The following is a 24,572-nucleotide window of genomic DNA, read 5'->3' as shown; positions in this document are numbered from 1 at the left end:
CCGTCGCCGGGGTTGTACCCCGCACCGCGCGCAGCGGCGTGAAATTTTCGCGGCTGCGCGCCATTCTTCCGCCTCATCCCTTATCCTTTCACTCTTGAACCTTACTAAATAGTTACAAGAGCTTGGGAGGGGGGATGCCTCATGACGTTAGCCTGATTGCGTTGCTCGCGGCCGGTTTCGGTCTCGCGATGATCTTCGGTTACCTCGCGTCGCTGCTGAAAATGCCGCCGCTCGTCGGCTATCTGCTCGCCGGGATCGTGATCGGCCCCGGCACGCCCGGTTTCGTCGGCGATCTGTCGCTCGCGCAGCAGCTCGCCGAAGTCGGCGTGATGCTGCTGATGTTCGGCGTCGGCCTGCATTTCTCGCTCGGCGATCTCCTCGCGGTTCGCAAGATCGCGCTGCCGGGGGCGATCGTCCAGATCACCGTCGCGACGCTGCTCGGCGGCGGGCTCGCGCTCACTTGGGGCTGGAGCCTCGGTGCGGCGCTTGTGTTCGGGCTCGCGCTGTCGGTCGCGAGTACCGTCGTGCTGCTGCGCGCGCTTGAAGGGCGCGGGCTCGTCGAGACGGTCAACGGGCGCATCGCGGTGGGCTGGCTGGTCGTCGAGGATCTCGTGATGGTGCTCGTGCTGGTGCTGCTGCCGCCGGTGGCGGGGCTGCTCGGCGGCACGCCGCCCGGCGACGCGCATGCGGCCGGCGGCAGCGTGTGGGGCACGCTCGGCGTCACGATGCTGAAGGTCGCCGCGTTCATCGCGCTGATGCTGGTGGTCGGCAAGCGCGTGTTCCCGCGCATTCTGTGGCTCGTCGCGCGCACGGGTTCGCGCGAATTGTTCACGCTTTGCATGATTGCCGCGGCGGTCGGCATCGCGTTCGGCGCGGCGAAGCTGTTCGACGTGTCGTTCGCGCTCGGCGCGTTCTTCGCGGGGATGATGATGCGCGAGTCGGAGTTCAGCCGGCGCGCGGCCGACGAGACGCTGCCGTTGCGCGACGCGTTCTCGGTGCTGTTCTTCATCTCGGTCGGCATGCTGTTCGACCCGAAGGTGCTGATCGAAGAGCCGCTGCACGTGATCGAGGTCGCGGCGATCGTGCTGGTCGGCAAGACGCTCGCGGCGGTCGCGCTCGTGATCGCGTTCCGCTATCCGCTGAACACCGCGCTGACGGTCGGCGCGGGTCTCGCGCAAATCGGCGAATTCTCGTTCATCCTCGCGGGGCTCGGCCGTGCGCTCGGGCTGCTGTCGGCCGAGGGGCAGAGCCTGATTCTCGCGGTCGCGCTGATCTCGATCGCGATGAACACGCTGCTGTTCGCGATGATCGATCCGGCGCTCGCATGGATTCGCAAGCATTCGGCGTTCGCGCGCAAGCTCGAGGCGCGCGACGATCCGCTCGCCGCGCTGCCGATGTCGACGCCGCAGACGCATCTGACCGGGCAGGTCGTGATCGTCGGCTACGGCAAGGTCGGCACGCGGATCGCGCATGCGCTGGACGAGCGCGGGATCGCCTATGTCGTCGTCGAGCAGAATCGCGAGCTCGTCGAGAAGCTGCGCGCGGACGGCACCGCGGCCGTGTCGGGCGACGCGATCGAGCCGATCGTGCTCGTGCAGGCGCATATCGCGCGCGCCGGGATGCTGGTCGTCACGCTGCCCGACGTGTTCGACGTGCGGCAGATCGTCGAGATCTCGCGCACGCTCAACCCGACGCTCGAGGTCGTGCTGTGCACGAACAGCGGCGACGAGGCCGCGCTGCTGTCGAGCGAGGGCATCGGCACCGTATTCATGGGCGAGACCGAACTCGCGCGCGGGATGACCGAGCACGTGCTCGGCCGGATGGCGAAGCCGGTCGCGGCCGCGCATTGACGGCGCGCGGCATCGCGCCTCGCATCGTCAGCCTGCGGTAGCGGCCTTCGCGGGCGCGGGAGTGCCGGATTGCGCGGCCGTCTTCAACGATGCCGCCGGTTTCGGCGCCCCGACCGTCTTCTGCGGCGCGGCGGCCTGCGCCGGTGCATTCTTTTCCGGTTCGACCGGCGCATCGGGCGGCACGCCGAGCAACTGCAGCGAGCCGCTCGTGACCGACGCGAACACCGGGCCCGCCACCGTGCCGCCGTAGTACCCCTTGCCGCGTGGCTCGTCGATCATCACCGCGACGATCAGGCGCGGGTTGCTCATCGGCGCCATCCCCGCGAACAGCGCGCGGTACTTGCCCTTCGCGTAGCTCGCGCCGACCTGCTTGCGCGCGGTCCCCGTCTTGCCGCCGATCCGGTAGCCGTCGACGCGCGCGCGGCGCCCCGTGCCGCCTTCGCCGACCGCCATCTCGAGCATCGAGCGAATCGCGGCGGCCGTTTGCGGCGACGTCACGCGGTGGCCGCGGTGCGCGTCGATCGTCTGCTGGTCGGTGCCGTTCTTCAGCAGCGACACAGGGTGCAGCGTGCCGTCGCCCGCATAGGCCGTGTAGGTCTGCGCGATCTGCAGCAGCGACATCGACAACCCGTAGCCGTACGCCATCGTCGCCTGCTCGATCGGCCGCCAGCGCTTGTAGCCGCGCAGCCGGCCCGACGCAACGCCCGGGAACGTCAGTTCCGGCGCGCGGCCGATCCCGTACTCCTGGTATTTGTTCCAGATCGTTTCGGCGGGCAAGTTGAGCGCCAGTTTCGCGAGCGCGACGTTGCTCGATTTCTGCAGCGCTTGCGACACCGTCAGCGACCCGTGGTTCGACGTGTCGTGGATCACCGCCGGGCCGATCTTGTAGGTGCCCGGCGACGTGTTGATGATCGTGTTCGGCGTGACCTTGCGCTCGTCGATCGACAGCGCGACGACGAGCGGCTTGATCGTCGAGCCCGGTTCGAACGTGTCGATCACCGCGCGGTTGCGCAATTGCTGGCCGGTGAGGCGGGCGCGGTCGTTCGGGTCGAAGGTCGGATAGTTCGCGAGCGCGAGGATCTCGCCGTTCTGCGCGTCGAGCACGACGACGCTGCCGGCCAGCGCATTGTTCTCGATCACGGCCGCCTTGAGCTGGCTGAACGCGAGTTGCTGGATGCGGCGGTCGATCGTCAGTTCGATCGTCGCGCCGTGCTGCGCGGGGACGAGCGGGCGCGTGTCCGACACGATGCGGCCGAGCCGGTCGCGGATCACCTCGCGCTGGCCGGACGTGCCCTGCAGGCGCGCATTCGCCGCGAGCTCGACGCCTTCCTGGCCCTTGTCCTCGACGTTCGTGAAGCCGACCACGTGCGCGGCCGATTCGCCTTCCGGGTAGAAGCGTTTCGAGTCGGCGATTTGCGTGATGCCGTCGATCGCGAGCTTGTCGAGCCGGCTGGCGGTGTCCGCGTCGACCTGCCGCTTGAGCAGCACGAACGTCTTGTCGTTGCCGAGACGCCGCTTCACCTCGGCGAGCGGCAGGTCGAGCAGCTTCGCGATTTGCGGGTAATCGGTGTCGGCGACCTGTTTCGGGTTCGCCCAGATTTCATAGGTCGACAGGCTGACCGCGAGCATCGCTCCGTTGCGGTCGACGATGCGTCCGCGCATCGCGTCGAGCTCGATCGTGCGCTGATAGCGCTTCTGGCCCTGGCCGACGTAGAAATCCTGGTTCGCGACCTGCACCCAGAACGCGCGCGCGATCAGCGCGGCGAACGCGAGGAACACGACGACCACGATCAGCCGCGAGCGCCACATCGGCAGGCGCGCGGCGAGCATCGGATTCTTGGTCGCCGCCGCGTACGGATCGGCGGGGTGGGTCTTCTTTTTCACGCTCATGCAATGGCCGGGTCGGGCCGCCGTGCGGCGGTGGGTCAGTCTGAATAATGCGATTGTAATAAATGAGTAAACACCGTGTGAGGAAAGTATGGTCCGGCCCCGCAAAAAGACGAAGGGTAGGCCGTCTGGAAAAGGGAGGAAAGCGCAGCAAAGGGGGCGACGCAGGATGCCGCGGCGGCTGCGGAGGATGAAACACGGGCGATCCGTCGCGAGCGGAGCCGGACACGCGGTCTCCGCCATCGCGCGATCGCGACCGTTCCGACGCGCGATCAATTGCCCGCGCGACGATAATTTCTCTAATCTCGAAAATAAAAAGCGCCTCGAACGGAGGCGCCATTCATGCTGAATATCGAAATGAATATCACTACTGCCGGAATAAACCCGAAAACCGCAGACGATTCATGTCAATAATACCTAGCGGGCAACGGAAATAAATTCCCGGTATTCCGGCTGGGTCGTGCAGGTATCGACCGCCTGCAGGCGCCATGCGCCGTCGGGATGATCGCCGGCGAGCACCGCGGGGCCCTGTTCGCGGCGCATCGCATCGAACGACAGCCCCTTCAGTTGACAGACGGCATTGCCGCTGTCGGCTGCACAGAGCGCCATCGCGCCCTCGATGTCGCGGACCTTGCCCCAGGTCGGAAGGTCGATGCCCTGATGTGCCTCGCGCGACCACAGACCCTCGTCGGTATCGACCCACAAGACTGCGAAGGAATGCCGGGTTGCCGATTCGCTGCCATTAATCCGAATGGTGAGGCGCATTGCATCGTCTCCTTGAAAAAAGACACATTCGACCGTTTGAACTTGAACAGTCTAGATAGACTGGTGTGAAACGCAAGTGATAATCCGCAATAAATTTATATTGAGCCCATTTCGATTCCAGATGAAAGGACGTCTGACGATTCATGGTCATTCCCGACGCGTCAGCACAGGCGCGCGATACCGGCGATGGCCGTGGCCGGTCGGGCACGCGCCGCGGTCCAGACATGGGATGACAGGGCCGCCGGCCGCGTCGATCTGTCGCGCACCGGCTGCCATCGCGACCGGGTCGATCGGCGCGTTTCGGCACCGGTCGAATGCAGCCGACCGAACGTTTCGTCGTTTTAATCAGCCGACCGGCACGACACACTCCGACAATCGCGTACAAATCGGCACACTTTCACGAAACTTTCGGGACAGACTTGCATGCGGTCGGGCCCCACACTGGGAACTTCCCCGATCCTGTGCCGCGGACGCCCGCCCGCGCCGGCTGCCGCCGCCTCGTGCCAGAGCGCGATCGACGCGATCGCAGGCCGCACGCCCGATCGGGAGCCGCCGGGGCCCGCGTCGGCCCCGGCCCGGCCGGCGAGCCGGGCGGCGCCCGCAACCGCGGGCGCCGCGCCGCCCCGGCCGATTCTTCGAAGGAGACTATCGTGCTGATCTGGAAAACCGCGTTGTCGCTCAACTGGCGGACGAGCCTCGTGTCGCCGGCCAGCGCACCGGTCGCGGCGGCGAACGTCGGACGGCTGGTGCTGACCGGCGCCACCGGCTTCATCGGCAGTACCGTGCTGACGGCGCTCGTCAATGCAGGGCTGCTCGAACGCATCGCCTGCGTCGTGCGCGCGCGGGACCGCGGCCATGCGGTCGCGCGGCTGCGTGAAGCCGCGTTGCGCGCGGGGCTCACGCCGTACTGGGCGTCGCGCCTGACCGACGCGAACGTGATCGTCGGCGCGCTCGGCGATGTGTGGCACGGCGCCGATGCGTCGCGCCTGGCCGGCGCGACGCACGTGATTCATTGCGCGGGCCATGCGTCGCCGGCCGACGGCGCGCACCTGCGGGCCGACATCGCCGATGCGGTGCGCTTCGCCGAGCGCTTTGCGCGCGCGCCGCGCCTGCAACGCTTCGTGTACGTCGGCACCGCTTACGCGCATGCGGGCCGCGGCGGGATCGTGCAGGAAGAGGCGGAGCGCGCGGGGAACGACGTCGTGCCGCGGGCCGGCGACGGCCTGCCGGGCGCGGTGCTCGCGGCCGACTATCTGCACGCGAAGGCGGAGACGGAGCAGCGCCTGCGCGCGCTCGGACTGCCGCTCGTCGTCGTGCGGCCGTCGCACGTGGTCGGCCATACGGTGCTCGGTACGCGGCCCGCGCCGAATTCGTTCTGGATGTTCCGGCTCGCGCATGCGGCGCGTCGCTTCACCGCGCGGCCGATGACGCGCATCGACATCGTGTCGGTGGACGACGTGGCGCGCGCGACGATGCTGCTGGCCGTCAAGCCGACGCTCGCGCACGACATCTATCATGTGTCGGCCGGCGACGAGGCGCCGCAGGTCGCGCAGATCGTGCGCGCGATGGACGAGGCGGCGGGGATGACCGGCGCGCCGCGCTACGCGGCATGCGCGCCGGCCGAACTGCCGCTCGTCGTGCGCGACGTGCTCGGGCGGCCCGATCCGGCGCTCGAGCGCGTGATCGGCCGGGCGCTGCAGCGCTGCGGCGAATTCGCGACGGTCGATCGCGTGTTCGACAATCGCCGCGTGCGCGACGAAATCGATTTCGAGCCGCTGCCGTTCATCGATTACGTCGAGGAGTGCATGCGCACGTCGCGCGGCGTGGCGGTGACCGAGCTGATGCGCGGCGCGATCCACTAACCGGTCGCATCGCCCCGGCGCCCGTTCCCGCCCATGGCGGGCGCGGGCGCCGTCTTCATGCCTGGTTGCCGAGCTCGATGAGCCGGTCGAGCGCGCGGTAGATGTCGTCGAGGCCGTCCTCGCCGAATCGCGCTTCGAGCTGACGATATTGCTCGTCGATGCGCGGACCGATTTCCGTCACCAGTTTCCTGCTTTGCGGCGTCAGGCTGACCAGCAGCCGGCGCTGATCCTCCTGCGCGCGCGTGCGCGTGATCAGGCCGTCGCGCTCCATCCGTTCCAGCACGCCGGTCAGGCTCGGGCTCAGGATGCAGCAGCGTTTCGCGATCTGCCCGGCTTCGAGCGCCTGCGCCGGTTCGCCGTCAAGCACGCGGATGATCCGCCATTGCTGTTCGGTCAGCGAGAATTCCTTGAGAATGGGGCGAAACAGGCCCATCAGCGTTTCGCGGGCCTCGAGCAGCAGCATGGCCAGGTTGCGATGGTCGAGCGTACGGTTCATCGGGGTGAGCAGAGGACGGGGACGCATCAATCTTAACAGCCGAAGCTGATGAATTTCGCGTATCAGGGTAATCGAGGTTGTCAGCGCCCGATTGTTTACTTAAGATATTAACTATTGATGATGCGCCGCGACGCGCGGCAGGGGAATGACGCATGGAGCTGTCTTGCACGACCGCCGCGGCGCCGCCGTTGCCGGTCGCCATCGGTACCGTCTACGGCGCGCTGCTCAACGAGCGCGGGGCGCTCGCCGCACTCGGCGACGCCGTGAACGCACCGCCTTACGGCCGTCCGCCGCAGGCGCCGGTCCTGTACATCAAATCGGCCAACACGCATGCGGCCGATGGCGCCGCCGTCGTCGTGCCGGCCGGCGTCGACGCGCTGGAAATCGGTGCGTCGGTGGCCGTCGTGTTCGCGCGGCGCGCGACGCGCGTCGCGGCCGCGCGGGCGCTCGACTACGTGCACGGCTTCACGCTCGCGAGCGACGTATCGGTGCCGCACCCCGATTACTACCGTCCGGCCGTGCGCTTCAAGTGCCGTGACGGCTTCTGCCCGCTCGGCCCGGCGATCGTGCCGGCCGCCGCGCTCGCCGATGTCGACGCGATCGGGCTGACGGTGCGGATCGACGGCAAGGTGGCTGCGTCCGCGTCGACCGCGACGCTGATTCGCCCGGTGCGCGAGCTGATCGCCGACGTGACGGCCTTCATGTCGTTCGACGCGGGCGACGTGCTGCTGCTCGGCGTCGCGGGCGGCGCACCGCATGCCCGCGCGGGCAGTACGATCGAGATCGCCGCGGCCGGCATCGGCACGCTGCGGCATACGCTGATGGCGGAGGAAGCACGATGAAGACGGCGCGCGTGATCTACAACGGCGCACTGCATGCGGCCGAACCGGCCGGCGACGGCGCGATCCGCATCGATACGGGGCGCGTGGTGGCGGAGGATGCCGTGGTGTGGCTGCCGCCCGTCGCGCCGCGCACGACGTTCGCGCTCGGCCTGAACTACGCCGACCATGCGAAGGAACTCGCGTTCAACGCGCCGAGCGAGCCGCTGATTTTCCTGAAGGGGCCGAACACGTTCGTCGGCCACCGGTCGCTGACCGTGCGCCCGGCGGACGCCACGCACATGCACTACGAGTGCGAACTGGCCGTCGTGATTGGCCGCCCGGCGCGCCACGTGAGCCGCGCGCAGGCGATCGACTACGTGGCCGGCTATACGGTCGCGAACGACTACGCGATCCGAGACTATCTCGAGAACTACTACCGCCCGAACCTGCGCGTGAAGAACCGCGACACCTGCACGCCGCTCGGGCCGTGGTTCGTCAGCCGCGACGAGATCGGCGACGCTGCCGACCTGACGCTGCGCACGACCGTGAACGGCCGCGAGACGCAACGCGGCAGCACGCGCGACATGGTGTTCGACGTGCCGGCGCTGATCGAGCACATCAGCAGCTTCATGACGCTCTCGCCGGGCGACCTGATCCTGACCGGCACGCCCGAGGGGCTGGCGGACACGCAGCCGGGCGACGAGGTCGTGACCGAAATCGAAGGAATCGGCCGGCTCGTGAACACGATCGTCGGCGAAGCGGACTACTATCGCGCCGGCTGAGGCCGTCGCCAAGGAAGGAGAGCACATGACCATCAAGCACTGGATCGGCGGCCGCGAAGTGGAGAGCCGCGACACTTTCACGACGCTGAACCCGGCGACGGGCGACGTCATCACCGACGTCGCATCGGGCGGCGAGGCCGAGGTCGACGCGGCCGTGCGCGCGGCGAAAGATGCGTTCCCGAAATGGGCGAACACGCCGGCGAAGGCGCGCGCGAAGCTGATGCGCAAGCTCGGCGAGCTGATCGAGAAGAACGTGCCGATGCTCGCGGCGCTGGAGACGCAGGACACTGGGCTGCCGATTGCGCAGACGAGCAAGCAGCTGATTCCGCGCGCGTCCGAGAACTTCAACTTCTTCGCGGAAGTGTGCGTGCAGATGAACGGCCGCACCTATCCGGTCGACGACCAGATGCTGAACTACACGCTGTACCAGCCGGTCGGCGTGTGTGCGCTGGTGTCGCCGTGGAACGTGCCGTTCATGACGGCCACGTGGAAAACGGCGCCGTGTCTCGCGCTCGGCAACACGGCCGTGCTGAAGATGTCGGAGCTGTCGCCGCTGACGGCCGACCAGCTCGGCCGGCTCGCGCTCGAAGCCGGCATTCCGCCCGGTGTGCTGAACGTCGTGCAGGGTTACGGCGCGACGGCCGGCGACGCGCTCGTGCGGCATCCTGACGTGCGCGCGGTGTCGTTTACCGGCGGCACGGTCACCGGCAAGCGGATCATGGAGCGCGCGGGCCTCAAGAAGTATTCGATGGAGCTCGGCGGCAAGTCGCCGGTGCTGATCTTCGACGACGCCGATTTCGACCGCGCGCTCGACGCGTCGCTATTCACGATCTTCTCGATCAACGGCGAACGTTGCACCGCGGGCTCGCGGATCTTCGTGCAGCGCACGATCTACGATCGCTTCGTGCAGGAATTCGCGCGCCGCGCGAACAACCTGGTGGTCGGCGATCCGGCCGATCCGGGCACGAATCTCGGCGCGATGATCACGCGCCAGCACTGGGAAAAGGTGACGGGCTATATCCGAATCGGCGAGCAGGAAGGCGCGCGCGTGGTCGCGGGCGGCGCGGACAAGCCGGCCGGGCTGCCCGATCATCTGCGCAACGGCAACTTCGTGCGGCCGACCGTGTTCGCCGACGTCGACAACCGGATGCGCATCGCGCAGGAAGAGATCTTCGGGCCGGTCGCGTGCATCATCCCGTTCGACGACGAAGACGAAGGGCTGCGGCTCGCGAACGATACGGCGTACGGCCTCGCGTCGTACATCTGGACGCAGGACGTCGGCAAGGTGCATCGGCTCGCGCGCGGCATCGAGGCCGGGATGGTGTTCGTGAACAGCCAGAACGTGCGCGACCTGCGCCAGCCGTTCGGCGGCGTGAAGGAATCGGGCACCGGGCGCGAGGGCGGCGAGTACAGTTTCGAGGTGTTCGCGGAGATCAAGAACGTGTGCATCTCGATGGGTTCGCATCACGTCCCGCGCTGGGGCGTGTAACGGGCGCGTAGCGATTCGCCGCAAAGAACCATACGGAGACTTGAACGATGGGCAAACTGTCCCTCGCCGCGAAGATCACGCACGTGCCGTCGATGTACCTGTCGGAATTGCCCGGCAAGCATCACGGCTGCCGTGAAGCGGCGATCCGCGGCCACCGGCTGATCGGCGAGCGCTGCCGCGCGCTCGGCGTCGACACGATCGTCGTGTCGGACGTGCACTGGCTCGTCAACGCGGGCTATCACGTGAACTGCAATGCGCGGTTCGCGGGCACCTATACGAGCAACGAGCTGCCGCATTTCATCCGCGACATGCAGTACGCGTATCCGGGCAACCCGGCGCTCGGCCGGCTGATCGCGGAAACGGCCACCGAGCGCGGCGTCGCGACGCGTGCGCACGAGATCGACAGCCTCGAGCTCGAATACGGCACGCTCGTGCCGATGCGCTACATGAACGGCGACCAGCATTTCAAGGTCGTGTCGATCGCGGGCTGGTGCATGTGGCACACGCTCGACGAAAGCCGGCGCTTCGGCGAGGCGCTGCTCGAGGCGATCGAGAAGAGCGATTCGAACGTCGCGTTCCTCGCGAGTGGCTCGCTGTCGCACCGTTTCAACGACAACGGCAGCCCCGAGGAATCGATCCACCAGATCAGCCGCGAATTCTTCCGGCAGGTCGACCTGCGCGTGGTCGAGCTGTGGAAGCAGGGCGATTTCAAGACCTTCTGCGCGATGCTGCCCGAGTACAACGTGCATTGCCACGGCGAAGGCGGGATGCACGACACGGCGATGCTGCTCGGGCTGCTCGGCTGGGATCGTTACGACCAGCCCGTCGAGATCGTCACCGACTATTTCGCGAGCTCGGGCACCGGGCAGATCAACGCGATCTTCCCGCTCGCCTGAGCGCCGCATACCTATCAGGAGCGTTGCCATGCCACACATCGTCGTCGAATACACCGCGAACATCCGCGACGGCGCGCGCATTCCCGCGCTGCTGCGCACGATCAACGCGACGCTGATCGCGCAGGGCGGCGTGTTCCCGACCGGCGGCATCCGTTCGCGCGCGATCGAGCTGCACGACTACTGCGTCGCCGACGGCACGGAGGACGACGCGTTCGTCCACGTGACGCTGAAGATCGGCGCGGGCCGCAGCGACGAAACGAAGCAAGCCGCGTGCGACGCGCTGTTCGACGCGATCAAGGCCCATTTCGCCGAGTTGTACGCGAAACGCTATCTCGCGCTGTCGATGGAACTGACCGAGTTCAGCGAAAGCGGCTCGTACAAGCACAACAACATCCACGCCCGCTACAAGCGGGCCGGCTGAACCCCATTCCCGATCCGATCATGCTCGAACTCGCCATCATCGACCAGCTCGCGCACCGTCTGCACGACGCCGAGCGTGCGCGCACGCAGATCCGCCAGATCTCGCTCGACCATCCCGACATCACGATCGACGACGCGTATGCGATCCAGCGCGCGTGGGTGACCCTCAAGCTCGCGGAAGGCCGTACGCTGAAGGGGCACAAGATCGGCCTGACGTCGAAGGCGATGCAGAACACGTCGCAGATCGACGAACCCGACTACGGCGCGCTGCTCGACGACATGTTCTTCGAAGACGGCGGCACGATCCCGACCGGCCGCTTCATCGTGCCGCGCGTCGAGGTCGAGCTCGCGTTCGTGCTCGGCAAGCGGCTCACCGGCCCGAACTGCACGATCTTCGACGTGTACGACGCGGTCGATTACGTCGTGCCGGCGCTCGAGATCATCGACGCGCGCAGCCAGTCGATCGACCCCGACACGAAACGGCCGCGCAAGGTGTTCGACACGATCGCCGACAACGCGGCGAACGCGGGCGTCGTGATCGGCGGCCGGCCGGTGCGCCCGCAGGACGTCGATTTGCGCTGGGTCGCGGCGATCATGTCGCGCAACGGCGTGGTCGAGGAAACCGGGGTCGCCGCCGGCGTGCTGAACCATCCGGCGAACGGCGTCGCATGGCTCGCGAACCGGCTGTCGCGCTTCGACGTCGCGCTGGAGCCGGGGCAGATCGTGCTCGGCGGATCGTTTACGCGGCCGTGCGCGGCGCGTTCGGGCGATACGTTCAGCGTCGACTACGGCCCGCTCGGGACGATCCAGTGCTACTTCGAGTGAGGTGAGCGAACGATGCAGATGCCGTCGAATGTCTTCAAGGCCGCGCTCGCACGCGGCGACGCGCAGATCGGCCTGTGGCTCGGTCTCGCGAATCCGTACAGCGCCGAAGTGGTCGCGGGTGCCGGTTTCGACTGGCTGCTGATCGACGGCGAGCATGCGCCGAACACGGTGCCGACGATCCTCGCGCAACTGCAGGCGATCGCGCCGTATCCGTCGCATCCGGTCGTGCGCGTGCCGTGGAACGATCCGGTGATCGTCAAGCAGGTGCTCGATCTCGGCGCGCAGACGCTGCTCGTGCCGATGGTGCAGAGCGCCGACGAAGCGCGTGCGGCGGTGGCCGCGACGCGTTACCCGCCGCACGGGATGCGCGGCGTCGGTAGCGCGCTCGCGCGCGCGTCGCGGTGGAATCGCGTCGGCGCGTACCTGCATCGCGCGAACGACGAGATGGCCGTGCTCGTGCAGGTCGAGACGCGCGCGGGGCTGGAAGCGATCGATGCGATTGCGCGGGTCGACGGCGTCGATGGTGTGTTCATTGGCCCGGCCGATCTCGCGGCCGATCTCGGTCATCTCGGCCACCCCGGGCACCCGGACGTGCAGGCCGCGATCGACGGGGCGATCCGCGCGATCAAGGCGGCCGGCAAGGCGCCGGGCATCCTGAGCGCGGATGAAGCGGCTGCGCGGCGCTATCTGGAAGCGGGTGCGTTGTTCGTCGCGGTCGGCGTCGATACGACGCTGCTGGCACGGAGCGCGGAGCGGCTTGCCGCGCAGTTCAAGGGGAACGGCGGCGATGTCGTGAAGAAGGGCGACGGCACGTATTGACGTAGTGGCGGGCGGTTTTTGTCTGCTGACCGCCGGCCGTTCGCCGTGCGGCTTCATGCACGCGCATGGCCGTATCTATTCCTCCGCTCGCCTTCCCGTCTCCATATACTTCCCCGGCGTCGTCCCCAGCGCACGCCGGAACATGTCGATGAACGCGCTCACGTTGTCGTACCCGAGATCGAGCGCGATCGTCGTCACCGGCACGCCGTCGGCGATGCGCTCCAGCGCTCGCAGCAGCCTCGCCTGCTGACGCCACTGCGCGAACGTCAGCCCCGTCTCGGCGACGAAGCGGCGGCTCATCGTCCGTGCGCCGATGCCGGCCCATTCGGCCCATTCCTCCAGCCGCCGGTCGTTCGCGAGATCCGCGGCCAGCGCATCGGTGATCTTCACGAGCCGCGGGTTCCGCGGACGGACCAGCCCCAGCGCCTCGGCTTCCGATGCCGCGATTTCGTCAAGGATCACGTCGGCGATCCGGGTCTGCGCGGCATCCAGTTCCGAGTCGCCCCAGCTTGCGGCGCGCTGCACGGCTTCGCGCAGCAGCGGCGTCGTGCGGATCGCGCGCGGCGTCGCCGGCAGCGTCGCGCAGCGGGCTTCGGCGACGAACGCCGACCAGCCCGAAATCGGCCCGAACGAGCGCAGCGAATGCCGGCAATGCGGCGGAATCCAGATCGCGTGGATCGCCGGCACGACCCATTCCTGGTCGTCGAGGCCGATCGTCACCAGCCCACTCAGCGCGCCGACGAGCTGGCCGCGCGCATGCGAATGCGGCGCGGTGATGCGCGGGTCGCGTTGCGACAGGACGGCGGCGACCACGAACGGGCCGTCGTCGGACGTGACGAAGCGGGCGGGCAGGAGCGGATCGGACATGGCCGGATATCGGTATCGAATGGCCGTTATACCGGAGATCGGCCGGTTTCGCACGCCTACACTGCGTCCATCGATGACAACCGGAGTAAGACGCGATGCGAGCCGAACAGATGCTTCCCGACCATGCCAACCAAATCGATGCCGGCGGAACGATGATCCGCAAGGGGACCGTTGGCGCGTTTCTGGTCAACGCGCGTGTGTTGACCGATCCGAACGCCGCGCCGGCGGAGAGGGCGCGCGCGGAGGCCGATGCGATCGACGCGTTGCCTGCACTGCGTGCGCTCGGCCTGTTCGACGTACTGGAAGTACGCGATCCCGCGCTGCGCGCGTGGCTCGATGCCCGGTAAAGGCCCACCGTCCAGAATTGAAGGAACCACCATGAAAGCAGCAGTCGTTGAAGGCGCCGGACAGCGTCCGGTTTATACGGAGTTCGAACCGCCGCGCGCGATGCCGGGCCACAGCCTGATTGACGTGACGGCGTCCGCGCTGAGCCGCATCGCGCAGGGGCGCGCGGCGGGCACGCATTACTCCTCCGTTGGCGGTTATCCGTTCGTCGTCGGTGTCGACGGCGTGGGGCGTCTCGACGACGGTCGGCGCGTCTACTTCTTCGGTGCACCCACGCCGTTCGGCGCGATGGCCGAACGCACGATCGTGCCCGATACGCAGTGCGTGCCGCTGCCGGACACGCTTGACGATGTCACCGCCGCGGCGATCGCGATTCCGGGGATGTCGTCGTGGGCGGCGCTGACCGAACGCGCGCGGTTCGTCGCGGGCGAGACGGTGCTCGTCAACGGCGCAACGGGCACGTCGGGGCGGCTCGCGGTGCGGATCGCGAAGCATCTCGGTGCGGCGAAGGTGATCGCGACGGGCCGCAACGCGGCCGCGTTGCAGGCGTTGCTGAAGGCCGGCGCGGATGCCGTCGTGTCGCTGCAGCAGGACGACGCCGATCTGGCGCGGGCGTTCGAACCGCATTTCCGCGCGGGCGTGGATGTCGTGCTCGATTATCTGTGGGGCGCCAGCGCGCGGACGCTGCTGGGCGCCGCCGCGAAAGCGACACCGGGCGGGCGGCGGCTGCGTTTCGTGCAGATCGGCTCGATCGGCGGCGCGGACGTGCTGGTGCCCGGCGCCGTGCTGCGGGCGACCGCGATCGAACTGATGGGCAGCGGGATCGGCAGCGTGTCGCTGCCGCGCTTGCTGGCGTCGGTGCGCGGCGTATTCGAAGCGGCGGGGGAGGCGGGCCTTACGATCGACACGCGCACGGTGCCGCTGTCGGCGGTCGGTGAACATTGGGGCGATGCGAGCAGCGTCGTGCGATTGGTATTCACGATGCGCGCTGACTGAACGGCGACGGGCGTGCAACGGCCATCGTCTGCCAAGGGGAAGGGCCAGAAGACGGGCGACCGCGCGTATTGAGAGCGAGGTTCGCAGGTCTTGTCAGGGAGGCTATCGAATTTCGCCATTGCTAATAAGATGGTGCATTTGAGAACCCGCTTGGGAGTGCGCGATGCCCCATACCTCGATGTCCGATACGATCTTGCCGGCGGAGCGTGAGGTGCCGTCCACACCTGATCAAGCTGCTCGAATCGATCCGATGCGTTACAAGACCGAACACGATCAGGCGAGCGCCAGTGCGATGGACGAGTTGAGTCGGCAAGCGCAGGAGTTCGGGATGGGCTACGAATGTCAGGGTCGCCGTTCACAGTTGGCAACGATGCTTGGGAGCCTTGTCCTACACCGCGAGGCTGCCTGGCGCTTGTTTCGAGACATGCGTTTTCCGCCAGAAACGAACGAATACATGTGGAATCCATGTCAGGTGATGCGGAATGCTTCGCGTTCGCGACTCCATCGGATCCGTGATTTTTGATGAATGGCGCATGCGGAACATTGTGAGGCGGTGAGTGGGCCTGTATGGTCCGGGATTCCACAACGCAAGGGAACGCACGGTGCGCGATAAAGATAGAATCCCATACTTAAGGATCAACAAGCTGATTTGGAAATGGAAGCTATGCGACGGGGACGATGGGGGCATCCCGGCGTGTGATCTCGGCCTGTCACTAGCAATGGCTCCGCCGGTGAGCGAGTCCTCAGTAGAGCAATCTACGCCCGTTGCGCGAGTCGACAAGCGCGATTCGCTCGACAAGATGGTGGACGACATCGAAAGGGTCGCGGCTGCGTTTTCTCGCTTCAGGAAATGGCTGGATACGCCTGTTCCGCCCAAGCAACCGAAGCCGATGGAGAAGGAAAGGATGGTGCCGCCTTTCGATATTCAGCAAATTCCCGATGCTATGCGCAAAGAGCATATGCCAGTTTCGGCGAAACTGATGGAGCGGTGGTTTGCAGGAGAGCTTAACTACTCGGCCACATCAAAAGATCAGCGGAACGAGATCAATCAGAACGGCGAACTCTACCCGGAGTCGATGATCGATCGAACCACCATAAAACTGGATTGGGTTCTCAAGCACGCGCGTGCCAAGAGGCAGTACGATAATCTCGTGAATGTCGACATATACAGCCCGCGCGCATATGAAACCCTCAAGGACATTCTTGGTCGCTATCGCAGACGCGGGGATGTATCGCCTTGGACGGTCAGCGGCTACGATATTCGCAAGCTACACAAGGAATTCCAGTTCCAGCGAGCGGCTGTGGAAAGTTCCTTTGAGCAGAAAGCTTTGCAGGCTGTGCGGCGGCTTCCGGATGCCGGTGTTCCTGACGACCTGACCGGTGCGTTGGGGGCTTTCAATCTGTATGCAGGGGTAGCTCGCGTTATCTTCGACGCCGAAGGAAAGGAGGCGACGGTCACCCACATCGTTATATACGTCAGGGATGGGTATTCCTTTGACGGGGCTGCAGATTCACGATCCCAGTACCTGGGCCACTGGAGCAAAAACGGTGTGATTATCGTGCCAAGTTACACTGCAGCGAATCTTGCAGATCAGCCGTGGTTTGATTTTCCGGTCGTGTCCGGCAGTACGGTCGCAAACCTCTATGAGCCAGGGAAGGTTTACTATCCGGTCCGGAATCGCTCGTTCCGAGACTGGCAAGCCAGACATCATCGAGGCGGTGACTTCATCATATTTTCCGACTACAAGCCGATTATGCTGGACAAACCAATAACGGTGTATTTCGAATGAACGGATTGGCGACCACCATGCAAGGGGCGGGTATCGTTGCGCTTGCAGCAATCGCGCTGTTCGGAATCGCTGCATGCATGTTGACAGTTGTCCTATACAGCCTCGCGCACCAAGAGGGGCGCGCCGCACGAATGAGATCTGGAATGAGAGCGCTCGGTTTTGGCGTGGCAGCTGTGACTGTGTTGGGCTGCGCCGGTTCTTACTATCAGGATGCGCACGTCCGCGCACGAGCGACTCAGTTTGATACCGAACTCTCCAGGAACGATGGGGGGCGCTACACGGCGCAATACACCTATCTGCCTGGGGACCGCATTCTTTTGCGACTGTATCGGACATCTGACATGCGATTGCTTGCCGAGCGTACTTACACGTACCCGGATGCCGTCCGTTTGGTATGGACTAAGGAATCCTTGGTATTTGATTCTGCCGTCGAGGGCGATGGCGAGATCAAGCTACCGCCTACACTGTTCGATCGATTCAAGGCTATGTTGCCGTAGTCGACCGCACTTCGTGCTTATCCGATGCCGTATTGTGCGCCCGAATGGCGCAGGATAATGCGCGACGGCGCACGAGGACCGGCACCGCATCGAATAGAGGCGGGCGGCCACATGTACCGCCGCCCGTGCCATTCGGTCAGACTCAAAACCGCTGCTGAATCCCCGCCGTGACCCCGACCTGCGTGGTGCCATACCCGTTGAAATCGCGCGACACGCCGACTTTCTGGTCGTGTTTCGCGATCGCGAACGCCCCGGCCGCATACAGCACCGTGCGCTTCGACAGCGCATACTGCGCGCGCACCGACACCAGTGTCGGGTCGGCATCCGTGCCGCCCTTGATGTTCTGGTGATAGACGGCCGCGATCAGCGAGAACGTCGGCGTGAACTGGTACGACCCGCCGAGCCAAACCATGTCGCTCAACTGGTTCGCCGCCGTGGTGCGGAACGTGCGCTTGTAATTGCGGTATCCGGCCATCGTTTTCAGGTTGCCGAAGTCGTAGCTCAGGCCCGCGTGGATGCCTTGAATGTAGTTGACGGTATCGGCCGGCGTGACGCTGTCGGCCGCACCGTTCTGCCGGTCGAACGTGACGACGGCGGCGAACGGCCCCGTCTCGTAACCGATCGCGAAATCGTACTTGGAGCTGGTCTTCACGCTGCCCGGCACGTTGCCGAAACCGTACAGCGCGCCGAACTTGAAGCCGCTGAATTCGCCGTCGTAGCGCACGGCGTTCGACGAGCGCGTGAACATGCCGTCCTTGCGGCCGCCCGTCGCCATCGACGACGAGGCCCACGAATAGTTCTGCGAGTAACCCATCGGGTCGAACGGCATCATGTAGTCGTACGTGACGGTGAAGTTGCGGCCAAGCGTCAGCTCGCCCCATTTGCTTTTCAGGCCGACCGTCGCGCGGCGCGCGAAGATCGAGTCCGGGCCGTCGTCGGACGCACCGTTCGCGAGATCGATGCCGCTTTCGAGCCGGAACACGGCCTTCAACCCGCCGCCGAGATCCTCGACGCCGCGCAAGCCCCAGCGCGACGTGTTCTTGTTGCCCGACTTCAGCTTGATCGAATTGCCGCCTTCCGGTGCCGCATGGTTCGCGAATTCGATGCCGGCGTCCATGATCCCGTATATCGTGACCGACGACTGCGCGTGCGCGACCGGCGCGGCGAGACAGGCGGCTGCAGCCGAACCGGTGAGGACTACTGCTCGAATAGAACGTTCTGCGCGTGACTTCATTTTGACGGTGTCTCCTGGGTTGTTTTAGGCGGGGTGAAACGGAAAACGGGCACGCAGCGCGCCATCGGCGGACGCGATGAAGCGTCCGTCGATGCGAGTCGCAAAGGGATACGCGCTCGACTGCCAGCGCGGCGGCGCGCGAGCCGCCGCGATCGGGTCAGCCCGCTTTCGCGAACGCCCAGCAGTCGTTGGTCGGGAATTCGATCCAGTGCTTGCCGGCCGCGCGCGGCACATGGCCGAACGCACGCAGGCGCATGTCGCCGCAATGGAACAGGTATTCCCATCGGTCGCCGAGATACATCGACGTGACGAGGTCGGCCTGCAGCCGGTTCGCGCCCGGGCCGTCGGCGACCTGCACGCGTTCGAGACGGATCACGGCCTGGGCGTCCTGGCCCGGCGCGAGCGTGTCGCGGGCAAGCGCTTGCAACTCCCAGCCGTCGCCGGCGAGCGTCACGCATTCGCCGTCGATCGCGGCGACGCGCGCGTCGATGCGGTTGTTGCTGCCCATGAACTCGGCCGTGTACAGCGAGCGCGGCGCACCGTACAGCTCGGCCGGCGTGCCTTCCTGCTCGATGCGGCCGTTGCGCAGCAGCAGGATGCGGTCGGACATCGCCATCGCTTCGGTCTGGTCGTGCGTCACGCACAGGGCCGACAGCCCGAGCGACACGATCAGCTCGCGCAGCCACGCACGCGCCTCCTCGCGCAGCTTCGCGTCGAGGTTCGACAGCGGCTCGTCGAGCAGGATCACCGGCGGGTTGTAGACGAGCGCGCGGGCGATCGCGACACGTTGCTGCTGGCCGCCCGATAGCTGATGCGGAAAGCGCTCGGCGAGATGGCCGAGGCCGAGCTGGTCGAGCGCGGTCCGCACGCGCTGCTTCTGTTCGGCCGGCGCGACGCGGCGCAGCTTGAGGCCGTAGCCGACGTTGTCGGCGACGGTGCGGTGCGGCCACAGCGCGTACGACTGGAACACGAGGCCGAGCGAACGCTGTTCGACGGGCAGGTCGATGCGTTGCGCGCCGTCGAAGAACACGCGCTCGTCGAGCTGGATGCGTCCGTCGGACGGCTGTTCGAGGCCGGCCACCGCGCGCAGCAGCGTGGTCTTGCCGCTGCCCGACGCGCCGAGCAGGCACACGACTTCGCCGGCCTTCAGTTCGAACGACACGCCCTTGAGGATCGGGTTGGCGCCGTAGCTGAGGTGCAGATCGTCGACGATGAGCTTATCCATGAAGTTTCACTCCGAAGCGCAGGGCCACGCCGAGACCGGCGCCGACCATCGCGATGTTGATGACAGAGAGCGCGGCGACCTGGTCGACGGCGCCGGTCGCCCACAGCGACACGAGCAGCGCGCCGATCACTTCGGTGCCGGGCGACAGCAGGTAGACGGCGGTCGAGTATTCGCGCTCGAAGATCATGAAGATCAGCAGCCACGCGGCGAGCAGGCCGAAGCGCACGAGCGGCAGCGTCACGTCGAGCGACACGCGGCTGCGCGTCGCGCCGACGCTGCGGCCGGCTTCTTCCAGCTCGGGGCCGACCTGCAGCAGCGCGCTCTGGATCAGCCGCATCCCGTACGCGAGCCACACGACCGTGTACGCGATCCAGATGCTCCACATCGAGTTCTTCAGTTCGCGCAGGCCGGGCACGAACAGGAAAATCCACAGGAACGCGAGACCGGCGAGCAGGCCCGGCACCGCGCGCGGCAGCAGCACGAGGTAGTCGAGCAGCCTGGTCGCCCAGTCGGGGCGACGGTGGCCGGCGAACGCGACGAGCGAGTAGAAGCCGATCGCGAGCGCGCCGCCGATCACGCCGATGCCAAGCGTGTTGACGATCGCGCGCACCAGGTTGTCCTGCTCGAACAGCTCGATGAAGTTCGACAGCGTCAGTACCTCGGCGAGCGCGACGCCTTCGCCCCAGTTGGTCACGAACGCGCGCAGCACGATGCCCGAGATCGGCACGATCACGGTCAGCATCAGCCACAGCGCGACGATCGCGAGCGCGACCCAACGCCACACGCCGAGCGGCAGCACCGTCGCGCGGCCGGCCTTGCCCTTCACGGTGACGAAGCGGCTCGCGGTCTTCAGCAGGCGGCGCTGCAGCAGCACGAGCGGGAACGTGATCGCGACGATGCACACGGCGACCGCGGCCATCAGGTGATACGACGGCACGCCGAGCTTGTTGGTCAGCTTGTACAGGTAGGTCGCGAGCACGAGGTGGCCTTCCGGGTCGCCGAGCACGAGCGGCAGCCCGAACACCTCGAAGCCGAGGAAGAACACCAGCACGCCGGCGAACAGCAGCGCGGGCATCGTCATCGGCAGGCTCACGTCGAGCGCGACGCGGAACGGGCGGGCGCCCGTCACGCGCGCCGCTTCCTCGACGTCCGAGCCGAGGTTGCGCAGCGCGGCCGACGAATACAGGTACACGTGCGGCACGTGCGTGAGGCCGACGATCACCGTGATCGCGAAGATCGAATACACGTTCCAGGGCACGTTCTGCACCCCGAACAGTTCCTTGAACCACACCGAGTAGAAGCCGACCGGGCCGGCCGCGACCACGTAGCCGAACGCGAGCACCATCGGCGACACGAACACCGGCGTGAGCAGCAGCGGTTCGAGCCAGCGGCGGCCGGGCAGGTCGGTGCGCACCATCAGGAACGCGAGGATGCCGCCGAGCGGGATCGAGATGAACAGCATCCCGCCGGCGATGATGAACGAGTTCTTCACGGCCGACCAGAAGTCGGGATCGCTGAAGATGAAGCGGAAGCCGTCGATGCCGAGCGTCTTGTTCGCGTCGAAGAACGGCGCGGACAGCAGGCTCTGGAACAGGATGAAGCCGAGCGGCAGCGCGACCGCGACGGTCAGTACCGCGACGACGATCCAGCGCAGCATGCCGGCGAGCGGCTGCAGGCGGCTGACCGGCAGCGCGGGAACGGCGTCGCGCGGGCCGACGGCGGGCGGAACGGCCGGTGCCGTGCCGCGTGTGCTGGTTGAAAGCATGAGTTCGCCCCTGCGGCCATCCGGATGGCCGCCTCAAGGAAGTCGGTGAGGAGAAGGGGCTGCCCGCGCGACGGGCGGCGGGCAGCCTGGGTCAGCCGAAGCCGATCAGCGCATCAGCGCTTGATCGCCTGCTGCCATTGCTTCAGGAACGCGAGGCGCTTCGACTGGTCGAGATAGACGAGCAGGCCGGTGCCGATCTGGATCGGCTTCAGCGAATCGCCGAGTTCCTTCGTGAGGCTCGCGGCCGACGTCTCGCCGGTCACGTCCGCGCGGATCGCGTACAGGTTCGCCTGGTTCGCGATCAGCGTCTGGCCGCGCTTGGACAGCAGGTAGTCGACCCACAGCTTCGCGGCGTTCGGGTTCTTCGCCTTCTTCGACACGGTGGCGAGGCGGCTCACGACCTGTGTGTAGTCCTTCGGAAACACGTAGCCGATCGACTTGTCCTTCTTCGCCTTCGCGTACGCGTACGAACCGATGATGTTGTAGCCGATCAGGTTCTCGCCCGACGAGATGCGCTCCATCATCGCGCCCGTGCTCGACTGCAGCTTCGGGCCGGTCGCGCCGATCGCGTTTACCAGCTCCCACGTGACCTTCTCGTTCACGTGCGCGTCCTGGGTCAGGTAGTTGAAGCCGACGCCCGATTTCTCGATGTCGTAGGTCGTGACCTTGCCCTTGAACTTGTCGGCCTGCGTGGTGAGCAGCTTGATCAGCTCGGCGCGCGTCTTCGGCACTTCGTTTTCGGGGATCAGGCGCTTGTTGTAGACGATTGCGAGCGGCTCGAACGTCGTGCCGTACGCCTGCTTCTGGTATTGCGCCCATTGCGGCACGTTCGGGCTTTCGGGCGAATCGTAGGACGCCATCAGGCCGTCGTTGACGAGCTTGACCTGCAGGTCCATCGCCGAGCTCCACAGCACGTCGGCGCTGGTGCTGCTCGCCGCGTTCTCGCTGATGTAGCGGTTGTACAGCTCGGTGCTGTTCATGTCGTTGTACTCGACCTTCACGCCGTACAGGCTTTCGAAGTCCTTGATCAGCGGACGTACGAGGCCCGTGTCGGTCGTCGAGTAGACGATCAGCTTGCCTTCCTTCTTCGCGGCGTCGATCACGCCCTGGTAGTTCCCCGGGTAGCCGGCCGGAACCTGCGCGGCGGCGCTGCCGGCGGCGGTGCCCAGAAGGACCGCCAGCGCGGCGGCGAGGTGCTTCGGTGCAAACGGCATGTCTTCCTCCAGTGATGCGTCGATGTTGTTCGAGTGACGCGGATGTTAAGTGCGACGCACTTTCAGCCCGCTTTCATTTCCGTTCACAATCGTGCCGTTCGTGTCATGGATTTCCCGAGGTCGACGCGGCCGCCGCCGCGGGTTTCGCGGCGCGCGGCAGGGTTCGAAAGGGAGAGGGGGCGAGGTTGCCGGCTACGCGGACGCGGCCAGCAGTTGTCCGAGGACGCGGCCGCCATGCCGTGCGTGCGCGGCCGTCAGCGCCGCATACCCGACGACGACGCCCGCTTCGCACCGGGCGCTTCGACAGAAGCCGTGGATCGGCTGCAACTCGATGCCCGCCGCGCGGGCTTGCGAAACGTACGCAGCCTCCTTGATGCCGGGTGGCAGCCACAGCACGAAATGAAAGCCCGCATGCTCGCCGGACACCGTGTATCGGCCGCCCGCATGCTTCGCCAACTGGTCGAGCACGATGTCGCGCCGCTGACGGTATGCGTGGCGGGCGGCGCGCAGGTGCTTCGCGAAATCGCCGTGGCCGATGAAGCGCGCGAGCGCGAGCTGCGGCGCGACGCCGACCGAGCGCGCGGTCGCGTGCCACACGGCGGACAGCGCCGGCCGCAGTGCCGCCGGCACGACCATGAAGCCGATGCGCAGCCCGGAAAACAGCGTCTTGTTGAACGACCCGCAGTAGATCACGCGATCGCACGCATCGAGCGATTTCAGCGCGGGCAGCGGGGCGGTCTGGTAGCTGAATTCGCCGTCGTAGTCGTCCTCGATGATCCACGTGCGGTGGCGTTGCGCCCAGTCGAGCAGTTCGAGCCGACGCGACACCGACATCGTGACGCCGAGCGGCGCCTGATGGGCCGGCGTCACGTAGGCGGCGCGCGCATCGGGATGGCGGTCCAGCGACGCGGTGTCGATGCCTTCCCGATCGACCGGCACGTCGATCGCGGTCGCGCCCGCGAGCGTGAAGATCTGCCACGCCGACGCATAACCGGGATCTTCCATCAGCACCGTCGAGCCGGGCGCGAGCAGCGTGCGCGCGACGAGGTCGATCGCGTGGCGGATGCCGGTCGTGATGACGATGTCGCCGGCCTCGCACGGGATGCCGCGGTATTCGCGCAGGTACGCGGCGATTTCGGCGCGCAGGCTTTCGACGCCCTGGGCCGGCGTCGCGCCGAGCTCGTCGGCCGTCGCGGCAAGCAGGCCGGCGCCGAGCGCCTTCTTCCATTGCTGCATCGGCAGCAGGCCGGGATCGGCGAGCCGCGCGACGAACGGGACGCCCGGACGCACGCCGTGCTCGGATTCGGCCGCGGCGGCCGGCGCCGGGGAGGCGGCGGCGTGGAGCGGGGCGCCGTCGCGCGACTGCGCGGCCGCGCGCAGATAGCTGTCCGGCACTACCGCGCAGACCCGTGTGCCGGACCCCTGCGTGCGGGCGATGTAGCCCTCGGCGCACAGGATGTCGTATGCCGCTTCGACGGTGCCGCGTGCGACGTCCCAGCGCGCGGCCAGCGTCCGGCTCGAGGGCAGCGGGCTGTCGGCGGGCAGCAGGCGTTTCAGGATCGCGTCGCGAATCGTGTCGGCGATGCATTCCTGCTTCGACTGCGGACTGCCGCCCGACAGCCCGGCGGGGCGCGGCAGATCCAGCGGAATCGCGGCTTTGCCTCGCGGCATAGTGGTCCAGTCAATAGTCGATTTAATGGCCCTTCAGCTTATATCACTTTCGCCTT

General features: G+C 66.6%; 23 protein-coding genes. 14 read left to right on the top strand and 9 right to left on the bottom strand.

The genetic code is table 11. The features are described 5' to 3' along the window. Positions 1–134: 134 nt before the first annotated feature. Positions 135–1,850, top strand: a complete 1,716-nt coding sequence (locus JYG37_RS16745; RefSeq protein WP_050010888.1) for a cation:proton antiporter domain-containing protein — start codon at positions 135–137, stop codon at positions 1,848–1,850. 27 nt (positions 1,851–1,877) lie between these two features. Here the strand turns inward: JYG37_RS16745 and JYG37_RS16740 are convergent, their stop codons facing one another. Together JYG37_RS16740 and JYG37_RS16735 are read right to left on the bottom strand one after the other, a co-directional pair. Further along, positions 1,878–3,740, bottom strand: coding sequence for a peptidoglycan D,D-transpeptidase FtsI family protein (locus JYG37_RS16740; protein WP_050010889.1), 1,863 nt, complete (start codon positions 3,738–3,740; stop codon positions 1,878–1,880). A gap of 414 nt (positions 3,741–4,154) precedes the next feature. Then, positions 4,155–4,502 (bottom strand): DUF3564 family protein, encoded by a 348-nt coding sequence (locus JYG37_RS16735; RefSeq protein WP_050010890.1) that lies wholly within the window; start codon positions 4,500–4,502, stop codon positions 4,155–4,157. A gap of 650 nt (positions 4,503–5,152) precedes the next feature. Between JYG37_RS16735 and JYG37_RS16730 the strand changes: the two genes are divergently transcribed. Next, positions 5,153–6,364, top strand: a complete 1,212-nt coding sequence (locus JYG37_RS16730) for an SDR family oxidoreductase (RefSeq protein ID WP_213345622.1) — start codon at positions 5,153–5,155, stop codon at positions 6,362–6,364. A gap of 55 nt (positions 6,365–6,419) precedes the next feature. Here JYG37_RS16730 and hpaR read toward each other — a convergent pair whose 3' ends face one another. Next, positions 6,420–6,860 carry a homoprotocatechuate degradation operon regulator HpaR gene (hpaR, locus tag JYG37_RS16725; protein ID WP_050010892.1) on the bottom strand — a complete coding sequence of 147 codons (441 nt, stop codon included), beginning with the start codon at positions 6,858–6,860 and terminating at the stop codon, positions 6,420–6,422. Between the two features lie 152 nt (positions 6,861–7,012). Here hpaR and JYG37_RS16720 point away from each other — a divergent pair, with 152 nt between their 5' ends. The 7 genes from JYG37_RS16720 to hpaI are packed head-to-tail and all read left to right on the top strand — an operon-like array spanning position 7,013 to position 12,912. Then, positions 7,013–7,702 (top strand): fumarylacetoacetate hydrolase family protein, encoded by a 690-nt coding sequence (locus tag JYG37_RS16720; protein WP_050010893.1) that lies wholly within the window; start codon positions 7,013–7,015, stop codon positions 7,700–7,702. Continuing rightward, positions 7,699–8,463, top strand: coding sequence for a fumarylacetoacetate hydrolase family protein (locus tag JYG37_RS16715; protein WP_050010894.1), 765 nt, complete (start codon positions 7,699–7,701; stop codon positions 8,461–8,463). Before JYG37_RS16720 ends, JYG37_RS16715 begins: the two co-directional genes overlap by 4 nt. Positions 8,464–8,488: 25 nt before the next feature. Then, the gene (gene hpaE, locus JYG37_RS16710; protein ID WP_050010895.1) at positions 8,489–9,952 is read left to right on the top strand and encodes a 5-carboxymethyl-2-hydroxymuconate semialdehyde dehydrogenase; all 1,464 of its coding nucleotides are present in this window, start codon (positions 8,489–8,491) and stop codon (positions 9,950–9,952) included. A gap of 47 nt (positions 9,953–9,999) precedes the next feature. Continuing rightward, positions 10,000–10,848, top strand: a complete 849-nt coding sequence (hpaD, locus tag JYG37_RS16705; RefSeq protein WP_050010896.1) for a 3,4-dihydroxyphenylacetate 2,3-dioxygenase — start codon at positions 10,000–10,002, stop codon at positions 10,846–10,848. Positions 10,849–10,876: 28 nt separating this feature from the next. Beyond that, on the top strand, positions 10,877–11,269 hold the full coding sequence (locus JYG37_RS16700) for a 5-carboxymethyl-2-hydroxymuconate Delta-isomerase (RefSeq protein WP_213345621.1): 393 nt from the start codon (positions 10,877–10,879) through the stop codon (positions 11,267–11,269). 20 nt (positions 11,270–11,289) lie between these two features. Further along, on the top strand, positions 11,290–12,093 hold the full coding sequence (hpaH, locus tag JYG37_RS16695; RefSeq protein WP_213345620.1) for a 2-oxo-hept-4-ene-1,7-dioate hydratase: 804 nt from the start codon (positions 11,290–11,292) through the stop codon (positions 12,091–12,093). 12 nt (positions 12,094–12,105) lie between these two features. After that, on the top strand, positions 12,106–12,912 hold the full coding sequence (gene hpaI / locus JYG37_RS16690; RefSeq protein ID WP_050010898.1) for a 4-hydroxy-2-oxoheptanedioate aldolase: 807 nt from the start codon (positions 12,106–12,108) through the stop codon (positions 12,910–12,912). 75 nt (positions 12,913–12,987) lie between these two features. On the opposite strand, the gene JYG37_RS16685 is transcribed toward hpaI, so the two are convergent. Next, complete coding sequence (locus tag JYG37_RS16685; protein WP_213345619.1) at positions 12,988–13,779, bottom strand: AraC family transcriptional regulator; 792 nt, start codon at positions 13,777–13,779, stop codon at positions 12,988–12,990. Positions 13,780–13,874: 95 nt separating this feature from the next. Here JYG37_RS16685 and JYG37_RS16680 point away from each other — a divergent pair, with 95 nt between their 5' ends. The 5 genes from JYG37_RS16680 (at position 13,875) to JYG37_RS16660 (ending at position 17,407) form a co-directional block, all read left to right on the top strand. After that, positions 13,875–14,126, top strand: a complete 252-nt coding sequence (locus JYG37_RS16680; RefSeq protein WP_213345618.1) for a hypothetical protein — start codon at positions 13,875–13,877, stop codon at positions 14,124–14,126. Positions 14,127–14,157: 31 nt separating this feature from the next. Next, entirely contained in the window at positions 14,158–15,120 is a 963-nt protein-coding gene (locus JYG37_RS16675; protein ID WP_213345617.1) for a quinone oxidoreductase family protein, read from the top strand. 178 nt (positions 15,121–15,298) lie between these two features. Continuing rightward, the gene (locus JYG37_RS34790) at positions 15,299–15,643 is read left to right on the top strand and encodes a hypothetical protein (RefSeq protein WP_244137923.1); all 345 of its coding nucleotides are present in this window, start codon (positions 15,299–15,301) and stop codon (positions 15,641–15,643) included. A gap of 79 nt (positions 15,644–15,722) precedes the next feature. After that, positions 15,723–16,910 carry a DUF6402 family protein gene (locus JYG37_RS16665; RefSeq protein ID WP_176015329.1) on the top strand — a complete coding sequence of 396 codons (1,188 nt, stop codon included), beginning with the start codon at positions 15,723–15,725 and terminating at the stop codon, positions 16,908–16,910. Then, positions 16,907–17,407, top strand: coding sequence for a hypothetical protein (locus JYG37_RS16660; RefSeq protein WP_244137922.1), 501 nt, complete (start codon positions 16,907–16,909; stop codon positions 17,405–17,407). The genes JYG37_RS16665 and JYG37_RS16660 overlap by 4 nt, the downstream gene beginning before the upstream one ends. A gap of 142 nt (positions 17,408–17,549) precedes the next feature. Here the strand turns inward: JYG37_RS16660 and JYG37_RS16655 are convergent, their stop codons facing one another. From JYG37_RS16655 to pdxR, 5 genes are all read right to left on the bottom strand, one after another. Beyond that, positions 17,550–18,641 (bottom strand): porin, encoded by a 1,092-nt coding sequence (locus tag JYG37_RS16655; RefSeq protein ID WP_089489303.1) that lies wholly within the window; start codon positions 18,639–18,641, stop codon positions 17,550–17,552. 157 nt (positions 18,642–18,798) lie between these two features. Continuing rightward, positions 18,799–19,866 carry an ABC transporter ATP-binding protein gene (locus JYG37_RS16650; RefSeq protein ID WP_176015328.1) on the bottom strand — a complete coding sequence of 356 codons (1,068 nt, stop codon included), beginning with the start codon at positions 19,864–19,866 and terminating at the stop codon, positions 18,799–18,801. Then, complete coding sequence (locus tag JYG37_RS16645; RefSeq protein WP_050010904.1) at positions 19,859–21,631, bottom strand: ABC transporter permease; 1,773 nt, start codon at positions 21,629–21,631, stop codon at positions 19,859–19,861. The genes JYG37_RS16650 and JYG37_RS16645 overlap by 8 nt, the downstream gene beginning before the upstream one ends. Positions 21,632–21,744: 113 nt before the next feature. Beyond that, positions 21,745–22,845 carry an ABC transporter substrate-binding protein gene (locus tag JYG37_RS16640; RefSeq protein WP_050010905.1) on the bottom strand — a complete coding sequence of 367 codons (1,101 nt, stop codon included), beginning with the start codon at positions 22,843–22,845 and terminating at the stop codon, positions 21,745–21,747. A gap of 192 nt (positions 22,846–23,037) precedes the next feature. Beyond that, entirely contained in the window at positions 23,038–24,516 is a 1,479-nt protein-coding gene (gene pdxR, locus JYG37_RS16635; protein WP_213345616.1) for a MocR-like pyridoxine biosynthesis transcription factor PdxR, read from the bottom strand. Positions 24,517–24,572: the final 56 nt, after the last annotated feature.

This window comes from Burkholderia sp. LAS2, assembly GCF_018417615.1.
Classification (GTDB): domain Bacteria; phylum Pseudomonadota; class Gammaproteobacteria; order Burkholderiales; family Burkholderiaceae; genus Burkholderia; species Burkholderia sola.
This window is presented reverse-complemented; position numbering and strand designations above follow the sequence as displayed.